Origin of the sequence: Bittarella massiliensis (ex Durand et al. 2017) (assembly GCF_017566145.1) — a bacterium.
GTDB lineage: Bacteria > Bacillota > Clostridia > Oscillospirales > Ruminococcaceae > Bittarella > Bittarella massiliensis_A.
The window spans coordinates 21,596-38,321 of sequence record NZ_JABFCL010000016.1; the positions used below are offsets into that span (position 1 = coordinate 21,596).

Below are 16,726 nucleotides of genomic sequence, written 5' to 3' on the forward strand. Positions count from 1 at the left end.
GCTTACAGCTGCCCCCGGATGGCGTCGGCGATGGCATTGCCGATGCGCTGAATCTGGTCGCTGTCCTTGCCTTCCAGCATCACCCGCACCAGCGGTTCGGTGCCGGAGGCGCGCACCAGGATGCGGCCGCTCTCCCCCAGCTCGCTCTCCCCCGCGGCGATGGCGGCGGCCACCGCCGGGCTCGCGGCGATGTCCTTTTTGTCGCTGGGCACCTCCAGGTTGATGAGCACCTGGGGGTAGACTGCCATCACCGAGGCCAGCTCGCTGGCGCGGCGGCCGCTCTGGGCCAGCGTCTGCAGCAGTTGCGAGGCCGAGAGCTGGCCGTCACCGGTGGTCACATGGTCCAAAAAGATGATGTGGCCCGACTGCTCGCCGCCGATGTTGTAGCCCTCTTTGAGCATCTCCTCCAAAACATAGCGGTCGCCCACGGTGGTGACGGCGGTCTCGATGCCGTTGTTTTTTGCAAACTCGAAAAATCCCATGTTGGTCATGACGGTGATCACCGCTGTGTCCCGCTTGAGCCGGCCGCCCTTTTTGAGGGCTTTGGCGAAGATGGCGATCATCTTGTCGCCGTCGATGAGCGCACCGGTCTCGTCCACCGCCAGGCAGCGGTCGGCGTCACCGTCAAAAGCCACCCCGATGTCGCAGCCGTTTTCCACCACACACCGCTGCAGCTCTTCCATGTGGGTGGAGCCGCAGTGCAGGTTGATGTTGGTGCCGTCGGGCCGGTCGTTGATGATGGTGCAGGAGGCCCCCAGGGCGGTGAAGAGCTTGCGGGCGGTGGCGCTGGCCGAGCCGTTGGCGCAGTCGATGGCCACCTTGAGCCCGGCAGCCGCCCGCTCCTCCACGGTGGAGAGGATGTGGGCCACATAGTCCTCCACCGCGGTGGTGCTGACGTGGACCTTGCCGATCTCGGTGCCGGTCTTGAGGGTCAGCTTCTCCGGGTGGTCGATGTGCTCTTCGATCTCGGCCTCGATGGCGTCGGGCAGCTTGAAGCCCTGGCCGTTAAAAATCTTGATGCCGTTGAACTCCACCGGGTTGTGGGAGGCGGAGATCATCACCCCGGCGTCGGCGCCGTAGGCCCCCACCAGATAGGCGACGGCGGGGGTGGGGACCACCCCCAGCAGCTCCACGTCGGCCCCCACCGAACAGAGGCCGGCCGCCAGGGCCGACTCCAGCATGTCCGAGGACATGCGGGTGTCCTTGCCGATGATGATCCGCGCCTTTTTGTGGCTGTGCTCGGTGAGCACGGTGGCCGCGGCGCGGCCGATGGCCAGCGCCATCTCGCAGGTCAGTTCGCTGGTGTTGGCGACGCCGCGCACACCGTCGGTCCCAAAGTACTTGCCCATTTCGATTCCTCCAAAATGAATTCTCTATAAGATACCACCAGGATATGAACAAATTGCAAAAAGCGGACGCCTTTTGCCCCGGCAGCCGTGATTTTTTGCCGATTTTGCCCCGTTTTAGAGCAGCCGTTGCTGGCCGTCGTCGGCCGGCGGGGCCTGCCGGGGGTCGGGGAGCCCCAGGTGGGCGTAGGCCTTGGCGGTGGCCACCCGCCCCCGGGGGGTGCGGCCCAAAAAGCCCAGCTGGATGAGAAAGGGCTCGATGACGTCCTCGATGGTCACCGACTCCTCCCCCATGGCGGCGGCCAGGGTATCCAGCCCCACCGGCCCCCCGCCGTAGTTGTGGATCATGATCTCCAACATCCGCCGGTCGTTCTGGTCCAGTCCCAGGGGGTCGATCTCCAGCCGGGAAAGGGCCTCGTCGGCGATCTGGTCGGTGATGACCCCGTCGCCCATGACCTGGGCGAAGTCCCGCACCCGCTTGAGCAGCCGGTTGGCGATGCGGGGGGTCCCCCGGGAGCGGACAGCCAGTTCCCGGGCGCCCCCCTCCTCGCAGGGGATCTCCAGAATGGCGGCCGAGCGGGAGACGATCTTCTGCAGCTCGGGGTGGGTGTACATCTCCAGCCGCAGCACCACCCCGAAGCGGTCCCGCAGGGGGGCGGTCAGCTGCCCGGCGCGGGTGGTGGCCCCGATGAGGGTGAAGGGGGGCAGGTCGATGCGGATGGAGCGGGCGCTGGGCCCCTTGCCCACGATGATGTCCAGGGCGTAGTCCTCCATCGCCGGGTAGAGCACCTCCTCGACGCTGCGGTTGAGGCGGTGGATCTCGTCGATAAAGAGGATGTCCCCGGCGGCCAGGTTGGTCAGCAGGGCGGCCAGGTCCCCCGGCTTCTCGATGGCCGGGCCAGAGGTGATGCGGATGCCCACGTTCATCTCATTTGCGACAATGCAGGCCAGGGTGGTCTTGCCCAGGCCGGGGGGGCCGTAGAGGAGGAGGTGGTCCAGCGGTTCGCCCCGCTTCTTGGCCGCCTCGATAAAGACCGAAAGGTTTTCCTTGGCCTTGGTCTGGCCCACGTACTCCTCCAGGGTGCGGGGGCGGAGGTTTTGCTCCAACTGGGCCTCGTCGGGGGTGTATTCGGGGGTCACCAGCCGGTTTTCAAAGTCCATCTCATACCCTTCCACAGGCGCGCTACCTCCTTCCCGCCAGGGCCTTGAGGGCCCCCTTGATCAGTTCCTCCACCGGCAGGCTCTGCTCCAGCTTGGAGACCGCCAGCGCCGCTTCGGACTGGGTGTAGCCCAGGGAGGTGAGGGCGGCCACAGCCTGTCCCACCTCGCTGTCCTCCCCGGCGGGGGTGATGTCCTCCAGCGAGACCCCCTGGCTCCCCCCGAAGTCGAGGCCCTTTATCTTGTCCTTGAGCTCGAGGACGATGCGGTTGGCCAGCTTCTGCCCCACGCCGGGGGCGGCCGTCAGGCTCTTGGCGTCGGAACTGGCGATGCAGAGGAGCACCCGGTCGGGGGGGTAGCTGGAGAGGATGGAGAGGGCGTTTCGCGGCCCCACCCCCGAGACGGTCACCAGCAGCTGAAAGCAGGAGAGCTCGGCCTGGGTGGAGAAGCCGTAGAGGTCGAGGGCGTCCTCCTTGACGGCCAGGTGGGTGTAGAGGGTGGCCGTCTGCCCGGTGCGGGGCAGGTCGGCGATGGTGTTGCGGGTGGTCTTGCAGGAAAAGCCCACCCCGCCGCAGTTGATGACGGCCAGCTTGTCGGTCTTGACGGCCACCTCGCCGGTGAGGCTGTAAATCACGGGCACATGTCCCCTTTCTCGGCAGTGTAAAATGGAAGTGTTTGCTATCTGCGCCCCTGGCGGGCGATGGCCGCCTGCAGCAGGGAGCCGGAACTGTGGGCGTGGCAGACGGCCACGGCCAGGGCGTCGGCGGTGTCGTCGGGCTTGGGGACGGCCTTCAGGTTGAGGAGGACGCGGGTCATCTCCATCACCTGGCTCTTGACGGCCTTGCCGTAGCCCACCACCGCCTGTTTGACCTGCATGGGGGTGTACTCGGCCACCGGCACCCCCCGCTGGGCCGCCGCCAGGAGAACCACCCCCCGGGCCTGGGCCACGTCGATGCCGGTGGTCTTGTTGTTGGTGAAGTAGAGTTTTTCCACCGACATGCAGTCGGGCCGATGGAGGTCGAGGATGCGGCACATCTCCTCGTAGATGGTGCACAGCCGCCCGCCAAAGGGGGTGTGGGCCGGGGTGAGGATGGCCCCGTAGTCCAGGGTGGTAAAGCGGTTGGCCCGATACTCCACCACCCCGTAGCCCACGATGGCATAGCCGGGGTCAATGCCCAGAATCTTCATACGCACACTTCTCCATCTTAGAATTTGAACGGTATCAGTATAGCACAAACTCCCCGGCACAACAACCGAAAAAGCGGCCCTGCCCCAAGGGAAGAGAGAGGCCCCCCTTCCCCCCGCCCAGCGGGTGGGCCGCCAGGGGGGAGGGGTGGCCCGCACCGGCCTCCAGCCAAGATCTCCCCTCCCGGTGCCGCCCGGCGAGGGGAGGCGCGACCGCCCCCGCCAAAAAAAGTTGCAGAAAACGAAAAAAAGGACTTGCTTTTTTTGCTGTCTTGTACTATAATTTCAACCACAGGACAAGAGAAGTTAAAGTTCTTTTAACAATCTGGTTCTGTTCTTTTTCCGAATGGACAAAGGGTATATGGACGATTAACTCAGCTGGTAGAGTGTCTGCTTGACGTGCAGGAAGTCGGGGGTTCGAGTCCCTCATCGTCCACCAGGGGTGCTGTTCCTGCAATAGCGGGGGCGGCATTTTTTTGCGTCTATTTTTTCGCCGACGGCCAAGGGGGCCGCCCGGACGACCGATCGTCCGGGCGGCCCCCTTTCTCCTTCTCTCTCCCCGCTCCCTTCGCCCTTGCTCTCTGTCCTTTGTCCTATGTCCCGCCAAAGCGCCTAGGCTGCAGCCCCGCGGTACCCCCAGCACTGCAGCCACGCCTGGGCGGCCCGGCGCAGACTTGCCGGCGCACCCTCGATTTGGAGGATGGCCTTGTAGACCACCGCCCAGAAGGAGCGGCTGTCCCCCGGCATGGGGATTTGGTACTTCTGCGCGTAGGCCTCGATCCGCCGCCGGTCCAGTGAAAAGAGCGCCCGATCCCTGTCCTCTATGTACTGCTTCATCCTCGCTTCCCCCTTCTCCTGTTGACAGTGAGAGCATTGCCCCAAAAGCGCTTCATTATACCCTCGCCGGAAAAAATATTTTACAAACTGTCCACCGCTGCCGGACGCCGGTGTGCTGCCTTTTAGAAAAGGAGGCGGCTGGAGTGATTCGACAGGCGGTAGGGGCAATCGTCAGGGACCGGGCGGGCCGGTTTTTGCTGGCGCGAAAGGTGCGGGTGGACGCCCGGCAGGGCGAGGGCGCCATCCCCCCCCCCCGAGTGGGGATTTGTCAAGGGGGGTGTTCAGCCGGGAGAGGGGGCCGGGGAAGCCCTCTGGCGGGAACTGTGGGAGGAGACCGGCAGCCGGTCGTTTGTGTTGGAGGCGGCTTTTGCAGGACCCATCTCCTTCTCCTTCCCGCCAAAGATGGCGGAGCGCCTGGGCTTTGCCGGGCAGGAGACCCGGATGTTTTTGCTGCGCTATACCGGTCAGCTCCCTCTGACGCCCGCCGACAGCGAGATCGACACCCTGGAATTTGTAGAGGAAGAGGAGCTTCTGCGGCGGATGGCCCACCGGGAGCGCCGGGACTTCTTTCTCAAAAACCGAAGAAAGATGAGCCAGAGCCCCCCTTCCCTTTAAAAAGGAAAGGGTTTTCCCGCCGCCATTGCAATGGCCGGCGGCCCCATGTAAAATGGAGGGGAAGGTTGTTCCCCTCTCTTTTTTTGCCCATCGCCCATTGCCATCTGCCCCTTGTCCTCCCGACAGGGGCAAGGGAGAGGGCGGGGCCCTCATCTCACCTGAAAAGGGGTTTTCGAACATGTCAAAAAAGATTCTCCTCCTCTCCACCGGGGGCACCATCGCCTCGGCCCTCACCGAACACGGGCTCGCCCCGGCGGTGGACGGGCGGGAACTGCTGTCGCGCATCGCCCCCTCGGTACAGCAGTACCAGCTGGAGAGCGAGGACGTGCTCAACCTGGACTCCTCCAACATCCAGCCGGAGGAGTGGCAGGTCATCGCCCGCCGGGTCTACCAGCGGCACCTGGGGTACGACGGGATCGTCATCACCCACGGCACCGACACCATGGCCTACACCGCCTCGGCCCTGACCTTCATGCTGCCGCAAATCCCCATCCCGGTGGTGTTCACCGGCAGCCAGCTCCCCTTGGCCGACCCCCTCTCCGACGCCTGGGAAAATCTGCGCGACGCCTTTGCCATGGCTGCCAGCGGCCAGCCGGGCGTCTTTCTCTGCTTCAACCGCAAGGTGTCCCTGGGCTGCCGGGCGGTGAAGGTGCGCACCACCGGCTTTGACGCCTTTGAGAGCGTCAACTGCCCCTACGCCGCCAAGGTGGACTCCCGCGGGCTGCGCATCAACCCCTCGGTGGTGCGGCCGGCGGCCGGCCTCTGCCAGCTGAAAGACCAGCTGGACTGCCGGGTCATCCTCATCAAGCTGACCCCCGGCTTCAACCCAGACATCTTCGACATGCTGCTGGGGATGGATTACCGCGGCATCGTCATCGAGGCCTTTGGCATTGGCGGGCTGCACTTCATCCACCGGGACCTGGTGAGCAAGCTGCAAAAGGTGACCGAGGCCGGCATCTCGGTGGTGGTCTGCAGCCAGTGCCTCTACGAGGCCAGCGACTTCTCCGTCTACGAGACCGGCAAGCGGATTTTGGAAAAGGGGGTCATACAGGGGCGGGACATGACCTCGGTGGCGGCGGTGACCAAGCTAATCTGGGCCCTGGGCCAGACCCAGGACCCCGCCCGGGTGCGGGCCCTCTTCGAGACTGACCTGGCCGGGGAGATCGCCTTGGCCTGATTTCCCCGCCCTGTCTGTACAAGAAGCGATGGCGGGGATGTCACCCCTCTCCGCCGGTTTTGCCAAACCAAAAAAGGCGCAGGAATCGCTCGATTCCCGCGCCTTTTCCACTGCCCTTTGTCCCGGCAGGGCTATTTGACGGTGATCTGCACCCCTTCGGGGGTGTCTTTGAGGGTGACCCCCATGGCGGCCAACTGGTCGCGCAGGGCGTCGGCCTCGGCGAAATTCTTGGCCTTGCGGGCGGCCTGACGGCGGTCCACCAGCTCCTGGATCTCGGGGGTGACCTCGTTTTTCTTGCGGTTGTAGAGCAGGCCCAGCACCCCGGCCAATTCGTCAAAGATCCGGGCGGCGTGCTCCAGGGCGGCCTTCTGCTGGGGCTCCTCCCCGTTGAGGCGGAGATTGATCTCCTTGCAGAGGTCAAAGAGGGCGGCGATGCCGTCGGCGGTGTTCAGGTCGTCCGAGAGGGCGGCGATGAACTTCTCCTTGGCATCGTCCGCGGCCTTTTGCAGGGCGTCGCTCCCCTCTGCCCCCGCCTGGGAGAGGGCGAAGTCCAACTCATCCCGGCAGTTGTAGAGCCGCTCCAGGGCGGAGATGGACTGGCTGATGACCTCGGCGCTGTAATTGATGGGGCTGCGGTAGTGGGCGGCGATCATCATAAAGCGGATGGGCTCGTACCCGAACTGTTCGGCCACCTCGCGGACGGTGAAGAAGTTGCCCAGGGATTTTGACATCTTGCGGTTGTCAATGTTGATGTAGCCGTTGTGCATCCAGTAGTGGGCGAACGCGCAGCCGTTGGCGCACTCGGACTGGGCGATCTCGTTTTCGTGGTGGGGGAAGATCAGGTCCTGGCCGCCGCAGTGGATGTCGATGGTGTCGCCCAGGTAGTGTTTGGCCATGGCCGAGCACTCGATGTGCCAGCCGGGGCGGCCCTTGCCAAAGGGGGACTCCCAGTAGGGCTCCCCCTCTTTGGCGGCCTTCCAGAGGGCGAAGTCCACAGGGTCCTCTTTGATCTCGCCCACGCTGATGCGGGCGCCGGCCTCCAGGTCTTCCAGCGGCATGTGGGAGAGCTTGCCGTACTCCTCAAACCGGGCCGCCCGGAAGTAGACGTCCCCGTTCTCGGCGCGGTAGGCAAAGCCCTTGTCCATGAGGGAGGAGATCAAGTCGATGATGTTCTGGATGTTCTCGGTGGCCTTGGGGTGGTAGGTTGCCTCCCTGACCCCCAGGCCCTTGGCGTCCACCTTGTACTCGGCGATGAAGCGCTCGGACACCTGGGCGAAGTCGCTCCCCTCCTCGTTGGCCTTGCGGATGATCTTGTCGTCGATGTCGGTGAAGTTCTGCACAAAGATCACCTGGTAGCCGATGTACTCCAAAAACCGGCGCAGGGTGTCAAAGACGCAGATGGGCCGCGCGTTGCCGATGTGGATGTAGTTGTAGACGGTGGGGCCGCAGGCGTAGATTTTGACCTGGCCCGGGGTGATGGTTTGCAGTTCCTCTTTCTGTCTGGTGAGGGTGTTAAAAATTTTCATAAAAGCCCTTCTCCCTTTCTCTCGCAACTGGGTTTCTCGTTTCTTTCTATCAAAAAAGCCGCCTCCGGCGCGGCCGGGTCCACCGGCGCGCGACCGAAGGCGGCTTTTGGGTACCAAAAGTCCGCGGTTCCACTTCTGTTTCTCGCTCTTGGGGCCGTTAACGGGGCCCAGCCGCGCCGGCCTACTGAAAGGGGGATCGTCCTCTGCGTTCGGCCCGCGTGCTGGCGGGGGCACCTTCCCCGGCGGGTGCGGCCGGCGCGCTCTCAGCTCGCTGCGCGCCTCTCTGTCGCCGCCCTCTCATGCCGGGTACTCTTTCCCGCGTCATCGCATATCGCGTCATTTTATTTGCTATTTGACTCCCAGGTACTCCTCGTAGGTTTGGCCGCTCTTGTAGAGGGTCTCGGCCAAATCTTTGCCCAGATAGCGGTAGTGCCAGGGCTCGTATCCGTACTGGGTGATCTTGATCTTGTCCTCGGGGTAGCGCAGGATCCAGCCGTACCGGTGGGCGTTTTGCATCAGCCACCTGCCCTCGGCGGTGGTCTCAAAGTTGTCGGGGATGCCTGCGGTGTTGCTGATGTCCAGAGCCAACCCCAACTCGTGTTCCGAGCGGCGGGGATAGGCGCTGTAAAGGGCTGCAAACTCCTTGCCGTTGTTCTTGGTGTAGTTGGTAAACAGCCCGTTTTGATAGTCCCTGGTGCGGTAGGCGCTGACGGCTTTGAGGGTGATGCCGTCGGCCTTGGCCGCCTCCATCATCTGCTCCCAGCTCGCGGCCGCCTCCTCTCGCAGCTGCAGGTTTTTGCCGCAGTTGGTGGTGATGGCCACCAGGTCGCTGGGGGCGTAGCCCTCGGGCAGGGCGTGGTACTTGTTGACAATGGCGGTGATGGCGGAGGGGTTGGAGATGATCTCCGGGGTGATGGAGGCGGGCTCCACGATCCCGCCCTCATAGACCACCTGGCCGGAGGACTGCCCCCCCTGGGAGGATCCCCCTCCCGCCCCGCCGGAGGGGACCTCGGGCTCCTCCTCCGGCTCGGCCGGAACTTCAGGGACCGCCTCCCAGACCACCGTCAGGGCAAACTGGGTCCGTTTGCCCAGGCCGTCCTCGGCGGTGAGGGTCAGGGCGTATTCCCCCGGCCCGGCAAAGCCGATCCCGGGGCACTGCACCGGCCGCTCTTTTCCCAGCCAGTCGTGGGCCTTGACCCGCCCCAGTTCCCCGCTGATGTCGGCCGAGGAGACGGTGATGGTCCCGGCAGTGGCCTTCTCCCCGTCAAAGGTGAATCGGGGGGCCGGGTGGAGGAGCAGGGTCAGTCCCGCGGCCGCCGCCAGCACCACCAGCGCCGCCACACAGGCCACGGCGATCCGTCTTCTTTTATATGCTTTTTCATTCGTCTGCTAAAAATACCAAAAAGCGGCGATAAAACGGGAACTGGGAAGCGAAAAACGGGGTTTACAACATTTTATGAAGAGAATGCGCAGGAATGAAAAAGTATTCCATTTCATTCTCTGCTCTCAAAAACCGGCTTTTTACTTGGTGGCGTTGATACAGCCGATGTTGTCCACCACATAGGTGGCGCCGGAGATCACCGTCAGCGCCGCCACCAACCACATGCCGATGTTGCTGATGAGGGGGACGTCGATCCCCGCGGGGAGCAGGCCGTTTTGCCCCAGCCCCAACAGCAGCAGCACCCCGATGATCACCGCCATCTGGGCCACCGTCTTTACTTTGCCCCAAATGTTGGCAGCTATGACCGTCCCCTCGCCCGCGGCCACCAGCCGGATGCCGCTGACCACAAATTCGCGGGCGATGACGATGAGGACTGCCACGCTGTGGGCCAGCCCCATGTCGATGAAACAAATCATGGCCGAGACCACCAGCAGTTTGTCCGCCAGGGGGTCGAGAAACTTGCCGAAGGTGGTGACCTGGCCGTTTTTGCGGGCCAGCTGTCCGTCCAGCAGGTCGGTGAGGGAGGCCGCGGCAAAGAGAATCAGGGCGATGAAGCTGTTTTGCCACAGCCCCTGCCAGAGCAGCGCCGCCACGAAGAAGGGGACCATGCACATCCGCAGGACTGTGAGTTTATTGGGCAGATTCATCGCCGTTTCCCTCCTCTTCTATCAGCCGGCCGTAGAGGTCGAAGTCGTCGGCCTCCTCCACCAGCACCTGTACAAACTCGCCGGGCTCCAATTCCCGCTGGGAGGTGAAGCGGACGGTGCCGTCGATCTCGGGGGCGTCGTACTGGGTGCGCCCCACATAGCAAAACTCCTCCGGATCGTAGCCGTCCACCATTACCTCGACCTGGGCGCCCACCTTTTTTTGGCAGTACTCGCCCATGATGAGGGTCTGTTTGTCCATGATGAGCTGGGCGCGGGCGCGCTTCTCCTCCTCCTCGAGTTGGCCGTCCAGCCGGGCGGCGGGGGTCCCCTCCTCCTGGGAGTAGGCAAAGCAGCCCAGCCGCTCAAAGCGCATGTCGTCCACAAACCGGCAGAGCTCCTCAAACTGCTCCTCGGTCTCACCGGGGAAGCCGGCCAGCAGGGTGGTGCGGATGAATACCCCGGGGACCTCCCGGCGAATCTGCTCGATGACCGAGCGCACCCAGCGGTCATCCCCCTTGCGGCCCATCCGCCGCAACACCTCGCGGTTGGTGTGCTGCAGGGGGATGTCGATGTACTTGACGATGTTGTCGCTGTCGCGGATGATGGAGAGCAGCTCGTCGGTGATCCGGTCGGGGTAGCAGTACATCAGCCGAATCCAGCGGAAGGGCAGCTTGACCAGTTCCCGCAGCAGCCGGGCCAGGCTGGGCTCGCCGTAGAGGTCCTCCCCGTAGCGGGTGGTGTCCTGGGCGATGACGATCAGCTCTTTGACGCCGAAGTCGGCCAGCTCACCGGCCTCCTGCACCACCTCTTCGATGGGGCGGGAGCGAAAGTCCCCCCGGATGTAGGGGATGGCGCAGAAGGTGCAGCGGTTGGAGCACCCCTCGGAAATTTTTAGATAGGCGTAGTGGGCCGGGGTGGTGAGGATGCGGCCGCCCCCCAGGGGCAGGTCGTACTCACTGCCGAAGGACTGGGCCTTTTCGCCCCCCAGGGCCCGCCGGATGATGGAGACGATCTCGGCGTTGGAGCCGATGCCCACCACCCCGTCCACCTCGGGGATCTCCCGCAGGATCTCCTCCTTGTAGCGCTGGGCCAGACAGCCGGTGACGATGACGCACCGCAGCCGCCCGGTCTCTTTGAGGGCGCAGAACTCGAGGATGGTGTCGATGGACTCCTGCTTGGCGTCGTCGATGAAGCCACAGGTGTTGATGAGCACCACGTCGCACTGTTCGGGATCGCCCTGCAGGGCAAACTCGGGGTCTTGTTGGATGAGGTTTAAGAGGATCTCGCCGTCCACCTGGTTTTTGGGGCAGCCCAGCGAGACCATTCCCACATTAATCGACATAAGGGTCTCCTGTCTCGTAATCGGTGTCGTATTCTTCCATGGCGGCCCGGCAGTCGCCGTAGGCAAACCCGCGGCGGGCCAGGGCGGCCAGCACCTTCTGCCGGTCTGACCGGCCGCCCAGGCGGGCGGCGTACTTCTGTTCCAGCAGGGCGCGGATGCTCTCGCCGTCGTCAAAATTGCCGGATTCCAACACCTCCCGGCAGAGCTCGGGGGCGATCCCCCGCCTCTGCAGCTCCAGCTCGATGAAGCGGCGGGAGAGGTGCTTGTAGCGGTAGAGCTCGTCGGCCAGGCGAAGGGCGTAGTCGCCGTCGCTGACCAGTCCGGCCTCCTCCAGCTGGGCGACCACCTGGCGGGCGGTGGGGCGGGGCCAGTCGCGGCAGAGCCGCTCCACCAGCTCCCCCCGGGCATAGGCCCGCTGGCCCAGCAGGGACAGGGCCTTCTCCCGGCAGCCCACGGCGTCGGACTGGGCCTTGATCTCCTCCAAATAGGCGTACTCCAGCACCGCGCCCGGGCGCACCCGGCTTTTCAGCAGGGTCTCCCCGTCCAGCGACCAGAGAAATTCCCCGTCCACAAAGACGCTGTACCGGCCCCGCTTGGTCTTTTCCAGCCCGGTGATCTCGCCGCACTCGGGCATGGCCTAGTCCTCTACCTCGATGTCGATGTCCATCACGGGCGAGGCGGGCTGGGCGGGGGCGGCGCTGGGGGCAGGGGGAGGGGGAGGGGCGGCGGGCTTTTTGGGCATCAGCGACTTCTCTGCCTCGGCCGCGTTCTGGCGGATGGTCGCCTCGATCTCCTGGGCCACCTCCGGGTGCTCCAAAAAGTACTTCTTCACGTTGTCGCGGCCCTGGCCCAGCCGCTCGCCCTTATAGCTGAACCAGGCGCCGGACTTCTGGATGATATTCATGTTGACGCCGATGTCGAGGATCTCGCTCTCCTTGGAGATGCCGGTGCCGTACATGATGTCGAACTCGGCGATCTTGAAGGGGGGGGCCACCTTGTTCTTGACGATCTTGGCCTTGGTGTGGTTGCCCACAAACTCGCCCCCCACCTTGAGGGTCTCGGCCTTGCGCACGTCGATGCGCACCGAGGCGTAGTACTTCAGCGCCCGGCCGCCGGCGGTGGTCTCGGGGTTGCCGTAGATGACGCCGATCTTCTCGCGCAGCTGGTTGATAAAGACCGCCACGCACTTGGTCTTGCCGATGATGCCGGTGAGTTTGCGCAGGGCCTGGCTCATCAGCCGGGCCTGCAGCCCCACGTGGCTGTCGCCCATCAGCCCCTCGATCTCGGCCTTGGGGACCATGGCCGCCACCGAGTCGATGACCACCACGTCGATGGCGCCGGAGCGCACCAGGGCCTCGCAGATTTCCAGGGCCTGCTCACCGGTGTCCGGCTGGCTGACCAGCAGGGCGTCGATGTCGACCCCCAACGCAGCGGCATAGACCGGGTCGAGGGCGTGCTCCACGTCGATGAAGGCGGCGGTGCCCCCCTCCTTCTGGGCGGAGGCGGCGATGTGCAGGGCCACGGTGGTCTTGCCCGAACTCTCCGGGCCGTAGATCTCGACCACCCGGCCCCGGGGCACCCCGCCCACACCGATGGCCATGTCCAGCGACAGGCTGCCGGTGGAGATGGCCTCGATGTTCAGGGTGGAGTGCTGGCCCAGGCGCATGACAGCGCCCGCGCCAAATTGTTTTTCGATGTTGGCCAGAGCTGTTTCCAGCGCCTTCTGGCGGCTCTCCTGAGCCGTCTCCTTGGCCTTGTTCTTTTCCGCCATGGATCGTCCTCCCAAACGTTCGTTCGCTCTGTTGATAAAAATAGAACCATTCCCGCCGGGGCGGGCATGGCGCAGACAGCTGTTTCAAAAAAGACGGCCGCGCCGCCCGGGCCGCGACTGCCATTACAGGGTTATTATACTGCATTTCTCCCGCTGCCGCAAGCGCTGAAAGGCCTTTGCCGCCCCTGGCAGAAAAAACCGGTCTGCCCGGGCCGCCCGCCCCCCAAAGGGCAAAAAAAGAGGGCTGCAGCCCTCCTCTTCCCCCTATTTGGGACGCCTGCCCAACACCACCCGGTCGCGGCCGCCCAGGTCTTGCAGGCAGGCGATCCCCTCATAGCCCTGATCCCGAAAGAGGGCGCACACCTCGGCCCCCTGGCCGCAGCCGATCTCCACCGCCAGCAGGCCCCCGGGGCGGAGGACCGGCCGGTAGGCGGCGGCAAAGTGGCGGTAGAAGGCCAGCCCCCTCTCGGGGGCCTCCAGCGCCTCCCGCGGCTCGGCGAGCACCTCGGGGGAGAGGGTCTCCATCTCCTCCGAGCGGATGTAGGGGGGGTTGGCCACCAGCACATCCAGCGGTGGGCAGACCCCCTGGTAGCGCAGCGCGTCCCCCCGCACCGGCCAGACGTTTGCCGCCCCGTTCAGGCGGATGTTTGCCTGCAGATAGCCAAAGGCGCGCCCGCTCTTCTCCACCGCCAGCACCCGGCTCTGGGGGAGGGCCATCCCCAGGGAGACGGCGATACAGCCGCTGCCGCTGCAGAGATCGGCGATGGTGCAGGGGCCCTGGGGGGCCCTGGCCAGCACCGCCTCCACCAGGCACTCGGTGTCCGGCCGGGGGATGAGCACCCCCTCCCCCACCCGGAAGGGGTGGCCGTAAAACTCCCAGCTGCCCAACAGGTACTGCAGCGGCTCCCTCTGGGCGCGGCGGGCAAAGAGGTCGCGCACCCGCCCAGCCGCGGCCAGAGGGAGCTCCTCCGTCAGGTGCAGGGGCAACTCGCCCCGGGGAAAGCCCGCCCCGTGGCAGAGGAGCTCGGCCGCGTCGAATTTGGGGGCGTCCACCCCCTGCTCCCGCAGCAGGGCCTCCCCCTCCCGCCAGAGGGCGCGGACGGTGAGGGGCTCTACCACCGGTCGTCCTCCCCGTTTTGGGGGATGACGGCCTCCATGGCGGCCACGGCCACCTCGATCATCGAGTCGTCCGGCTCCTTGACCGTGAGGCGCTGCAGCCAGAGGCCGGGGGCCGAGAGGACCTTGGTCAGAAGGTTGTCGTGTCCGCCGGCGTACTTGATGATCTCGTAGGAGATGCCCATCACCAGCGGCAGGAGGAGGACCTTCAGCGCCATGCGCAGCCAGAGGCTCTGCCAGGAGACGAAGGAGGAGACCAGGATGCTCACCAGGATGACGATCAGCAGGAAACTGGTGCCGCAGCGGGGGTGGAAGCGGCGGTGGCGGCGGATGTTCTCCACCGTCAGGGCCTCGCCGTGCTCGTAGCAGGCGATGGTCTTGTGCTCGGCCCCGTGGTACTCAAACATCCGCCGGATCTCCTTCATCCGCGAGACCAGGGCCATGTACCCCAGAAAGATGCAGAGCTTGACCAGCCCCTCCAGCGGGGTGCGCCAGCGGCCCAGTTCCACCAGTTTGCCCAGCCCCCCCACAATGGCGGTGGGCAGCACCATGAAGAGGGTCAGGGCCAAAAAGACCGCCAGCACGCTGACCGCCACCGAGAAGCCGGCCCCCAGGCCCTTCTCCTCTTTTTTCTCCGCCGCCGGGGCGGCGGTATGTAGGGGTGCGGGCTGCCCCGCGCCCTCTTCGGCGGGGGCGGCGGCCGGGGGAACAGCAGTCTCCCCTTCGCCGTCAGCCCCCTCTGACGCGGCGGCCGCGGGCGGGGCGAACTCCACCCCGCCGCTCTCCTCGCCTGCATTGGCGGGCTCCTCCTCGTCCAGGGCGCCCGAAATCTCGGCCGAGCGCATCAGGCAGGTATAGCCCAGCACCAGGGTGGAGACAAAGTTGAAGATGCCCCGCACAAAGGGCACCCGGCTGTACCACCGCGCCAGGTGCTTGTCGGGTTTGACCTCCAGTTCGATCCCCCCGTCGGGGCGGCGGACCGCCACGCTGTAGCAGTCCAGCCCCCGCATCATAATTCCTTCCATCAGGGCCTGGCCGCCGATCTTGGTGCGGCGGGGCCCGCTATTTGTCCCGTTGTTGCTGTTCACGATAGCGCCGTATCTCCTCTTCGTCTATTTTTGCAATCTGCATGGTGGTGGAATCCACCTTCTTGTCCATCACCGGGATGGAGATGGTGACGGTCGTCCCCTCCCCCTCGGTGCTGTCGATGGTCAAAAGGCCCTTGTGCAGGGCGATGATCTCGTCGGCCACCGCCAGGCCGATACCGGTGCCCCGGCGGCTGTTGGCGCCCTTGATAAACTTCTCCTTGATGTGGGGCAGGTCGCTGCGGGGGATGCCCAGGCCGGTGTCGGCGATGCGGATGACCACATAGCCGGTCTCCTCGGCTGCCGAGGTGCGGATGACCCCGTCCTTTTCACTGTACTTGAGGGCGTTGTCGAGGATGTTGACAAAGACCTGCCGCAGCCGGTTTCTGTCCCCGAACACCGGGGAGACAAATTCGGGCAGCTCGCTCTCCAGGGTGACCCCTTCTCTTTTTGCCCGCTCGCCGAACATGATGAGCACGTCCTCCAGTTCGGCCAAGACGTCGATTTTCGAGAGCACCAGGGTCAGCCGGCCACTCTGCATCCGCGAGAAGTCCAGCAGTTCCTCCACCATCCCCGAAAGGCGGTCGGTCTCGCTGAGGATCACGTGGATGCCCCGCTCCACCGTGTCCCGGTTCTCCACCGGGTCGGCGTCGAGGACCGTTTCCCCCCAGCCCTTGATGGCGGTGAGGGGGGTGCGCAACTCGTGGGAGACCTGGGAGATAAAGTCGTTTTTCACCTCTTCGGCCTTCTGCAACTCATCGGCCATGTAGTTGATGATGTTGCACAGCTGTCCGATCTCGTCGTTGTGCTGGGTCTTGAGGCGGACGCTGAAGTCCCCCGAGGCGATCTTGGTGGCGATGACCCCCACCTGCCCGATGGGGGTGACGATGGAGCGGATGAAGTAGGTGCTGGAGAGGACCACAAAGAGGACCACCACCGTGGAGAAGAGGAGGAAGAAGAGGGCGGTCTTAAAAATTTCCCCGTCCACCAGGGAGAGGTCGCAGACCAATCGGATGCCGCCGACGCCGTCCCCCAAACTGTCGGAGACATAGCACACCGACATCACATTCCCCGCGTCCTTTGCCCGGCCGGTGTAGACCCCATAGCCGTTGTCCGACTGCAGGGCGCGGGCGTAGTCCACCCCGGTGAAGGCTTCCCCCGGGTAAAACCCGCTGGAGGTGACGGTGGGGTTGCCGTCCCGGTCCAGGGCCATCACCTCGTATTTGGTTTTCTCCTCAAAGCCGGTGATCACCTGCTCCACCCGCTCCTGGGGGGTGAGGGCGTCGCTGGTGCGGTACTTGATGGCGTTGACCATCACCTCGATGCGGGAGGTCAGCACCTGCTGGGCGCTGGAGTAGTAAAACTCCCGCACCCCCACCACGATGAGGAGCATGATGACGGTGAGGATGACAACGATGATGGTGAGAAAATTGAGCATCCACCGCTTGGTTACGCTCTGCATGAAAACGCCCCTTCGCGC

Annotated in this window: 15 protein-coding genes, 1 tRNA gene and 1 pseudogene; 3 read left to right on the forward strand and 14 right to left on the reverse strand. The window is 64.7% G+C overall.

Annotated elements, in window-relative coordinates:
* Positions 1-2: 2 nt before the first annotated feature.
* The 4 genes from glmM to ruvC form a co-directional block, all read right to left on the reverse strand.
* Positions 3-1,349: a phosphoglucosamine mutase gene (gene glmM, locus HJY11_RS12435; RefSeq protein ID WP_208076272.1), complete on the reverse strand. Its 1,347-nt coding sequence runs from the start codon at positions 1,347-1,349 to the stop codon at positions 3-5.
* A 114-nt stretch (positions 1,350-1,463) separates the two neighbouring features.
* Positions 1,464-2,507 carry a Holliday junction branch migration DNA helicase RuvB gene (gene ruvB, locus HJY11_RS12440; protein WP_208076294.1) on the reverse strand — a complete coding sequence of 348 codons (1,044 nt, stop codon included), beginning with the start codon at positions 2,505-2,507 and terminating at the stop codon, positions 1,464-1,466.
* Between the two features lie 22 nt (positions 2,508-2,529).
* Positions 2,530-3,138 (reverse strand): Holliday junction branch migration protein RuvA, encoded by a 609-nt coding sequence (gene ruvA, locus HJY11_RS12445; protein ID WP_208076273.1) that lies wholly within the window; start codon positions 3,136-3,138, stop codon positions 2,530-2,532.
* Between the two features lie 44 nt (positions 3,139-3,182).
* On the reverse strand, positions 3,183-3,692 hold the full coding sequence (gene ruvC / locus HJY11_RS12450) for a crossover junction endodeoxyribonuclease RuvC (protein ID WP_208076295.1): 510 nt from the start codon (positions 3,690-3,692) through the stop codon (positions 3,183-3,185).
* A 360-nt stretch (positions 3,693-4,052) separates the two neighbouring features.
* Between ruvC and HJY11_RS12455 the strand changes: the two genes are divergently transcribed.
* Positions 4,053-4,128, forward strand: a tRNA-Val gene (locus tag HJY11_RS12455).
* Positions 4,129-4,301: 173 nt separating this feature from the next.
* Here the strand turns inward: HJY11_RS12455 and HJY11_RS12460 are convergent.
* Positions 4,302-4,526: a hypothetical protein gene (locus tag HJY11_RS12460; protein ID WP_208076274.1), complete on the reverse strand. Its 225-nt coding sequence runs from the start codon at positions 4,524-4,526 to the stop codon at positions 4,302-4,304.
* Positions 4,527-4,781: 255 nt separating this feature from the next.
* Here HJY11_RS12460 and HJY11_RS12465 point away from each other — a divergent pair.
* Positions 4,782-5,141: pseudogene (locus HJY11_RS12465) on the forward strand (NUDIX domain-containing protein); the annotation flags it as partial.
* Between the two features lie 178 nt (positions 5,142-5,319).
* Positions 5,320-6,318 carry an asparaginase gene (locus tag HJY11_RS12470; RefSeq protein ID WP_208076275.1) on the forward strand — a complete coding sequence of 333 codons (999 nt, stop codon included), beginning with the start codon at positions 5,320-5,322 and terminating at the stop codon, positions 6,316-6,318.
* A gap of 131 nt (positions 6,319-6,449) precedes the next feature.
* Here the strand turns inward: HJY11_RS12470 and cysS are convergent, their stop codons facing one another.
* The 9 genes from cysS to HJY11_RS12515 all read right to left on the reverse strand — a co-directional run bounded on the left by cysS (position 6,450) and on the right by HJY11_RS12515 (position 16,708).
* The gene (gene cysS / locus HJY11_RS12475) at positions 6,450-7,844 is read right to left on the reverse strand and encodes a cysteine--tRNA ligase (protein ID WP_208076276.1); all 1,395 of its coding nucleotides are present in this window, start codon (positions 7,842-7,844) and stop codon (positions 6,450-6,452) included.
* Positions 7,845-8,192: 348 nt separating this feature from the next.
* Positions 8,193-9,194, reverse strand: a complete 1,002-nt coding sequence (locus tag HJY11_RS15705; RefSeq protein WP_208076277.1) for a M15 family metallopeptidase — start codon at positions 9,192-9,194, stop codon at positions 8,193-8,195.
* 171 nt (positions 9,195-9,365) lie between these two features.
* Positions 9,366-9,932, reverse strand: a complete 567-nt coding sequence (pgsA, locus tag HJY11_RS12485) for a CDP-diacylglycerol--glycerol-3-phosphate 3-phosphatidyltransferase (protein ID WP_208076278.1) — start codon at positions 9,930-9,932, stop codon at positions 9,366-9,368.
* Entirely contained in the window at positions 9,916-11,274 is a 1,359-nt protein-coding gene (gene rimO, locus HJY11_RS12490) for a 30S ribosomal protein S12 methylthiotransferase RimO (protein ID WP_208076279.1), read from the reverse strand. The genes pgsA and rimO overlap by 17 nt, the downstream gene beginning before the upstream one ends.
* Positions 11,264-11,908 carry a regulatory protein RecX gene (locus HJY11_RS12495; protein ID WP_208076280.1) on the reverse strand — a complete coding sequence of 215 codons (645 nt, stop codon included), beginning with the start codon at positions 11,906-11,908 and terminating at the stop codon, positions 11,264-11,266. The genes rimO and HJY11_RS12495 overlap by 11 nt, the downstream gene beginning before the upstream one ends.
* 3 nt (positions 11,909-11,911) lie before the next feature.
* Complete coding sequence (gene recA / locus HJY11_RS12500; RefSeq protein WP_208076281.1) at positions 11,912-13,045, reverse strand: recombinase RecA; 1,134 nt, start codon at positions 13,043-13,045, stop codon at positions 11,912-11,914.
* 264 nt (positions 13,046-13,309) lie between these two features.
* Positions 13,310-14,164 carry a peptide chain release factor N(5)-glutamine methyltransferase gene (prmC, locus tag HJY11_RS12505; protein ID WP_208076282.1) on the reverse strand — a complete coding sequence of 285 codons (855 nt, stop codon included), beginning with the start codon at positions 14,162-14,164 and terminating at the stop codon, positions 13,310-13,312.
* Positions 14,158-15,249: a DUF1385 domain-containing protein gene (locus HJY11_RS12510; protein ID WP_368041593.1), complete on the reverse strand. Its 1,092-nt coding sequence runs from the start codon at positions 15,247-15,249 to the stop codon at positions 14,158-14,160. The genes prmC and HJY11_RS12510 overlap by 7 nt, the downstream gene beginning before the upstream one ends.
* On the reverse strand, positions 15,224-16,708 hold the full coding sequence (locus HJY11_RS12515; protein ID WP_208076283.1) for a HAMP domain-containing sensor histidine kinase: 1,485 nt from the start codon (positions 16,706-16,708) through the stop codon (positions 15,224-15,226). The genes HJY11_RS12510 and HJY11_RS12515 overlap by 26 nt, the downstream gene beginning before the upstream one ends.
* Positions 16,709-16,726 lie beyond the last annotated feature (18 nt).

Coding starts and splice junctions, on each gene's coding strand:
- glmM (WP_208076272.1), bottom strand. CDS start 1,349: ATGGGCAAGTACTTTGGGACCGACGGTGTGCGCGGCGTCGCCAACACC.
- ruvB (WP_208076294.1), bottom strand. CDS start 2,507: ATGGACTTTGAAAACCGGCTGGTGACCCCCGAATACACCCCCGACGAG.
- ruvC (WP_208076295.1), bottom strand. CDS start 3,692: ATGAAGATTCTGGGCATTGACCCCGGCTATGCCATCGTGGGCTACGGG.
- HJY11_RS12460 (WP_208076274.1), bottom strand. CDS start 4,526: ATGAAGCAGTACATAGAGGACAGGGATCGGGCGCTCTTTTCACTGGAC.
- HJY11_RS12470 (WP_208076275.1), top strand. CDS start 5,320: ATGTCAAAAAAGATTCTCCTCCTCTCCACCGGGGGCACCATCGCCTCG.
- cysS (WP_208076276.1), bottom strand. CDS start 7,844: ATGAAAATTTTTAACACCCTCACCAGACAGAAAGAGGAACTGCAAACC.
- pgsA (WP_208076278.1), bottom strand. CDS start 9,932: ATGAATCTGCCCAATAAACTCACAGTCCTGCGGATGTGCATGGTCCCC.
- rimO (WP_208076279.1), bottom strand. CDS start 11,274: ATGTCGATTAATGTGGGAATGGTCTCGCTGGGCTGCCCCAAAAACCAG.
- HJY11_RS12495 (WP_208076280.1), bottom strand. CDS start 11,908: ATGCCCGAGTGCGGCGAGATCACCGGGCTGGAAAAGACCAAGCGGGGC.
- recA (WP_208076281.1), bottom strand. CDS start 13,045: ATGGCGGAAAAGAACAAGGCCAAGGAGACGGCTCAGGAGAGCCGCCAG.
- HJY11_RS12515 (WP_208076283.1), bottom strand. CDS start 16,708: ATGCAGAGCGTAACCAAGCGGTGGATGCTCAATTTTCTCACCATCATC.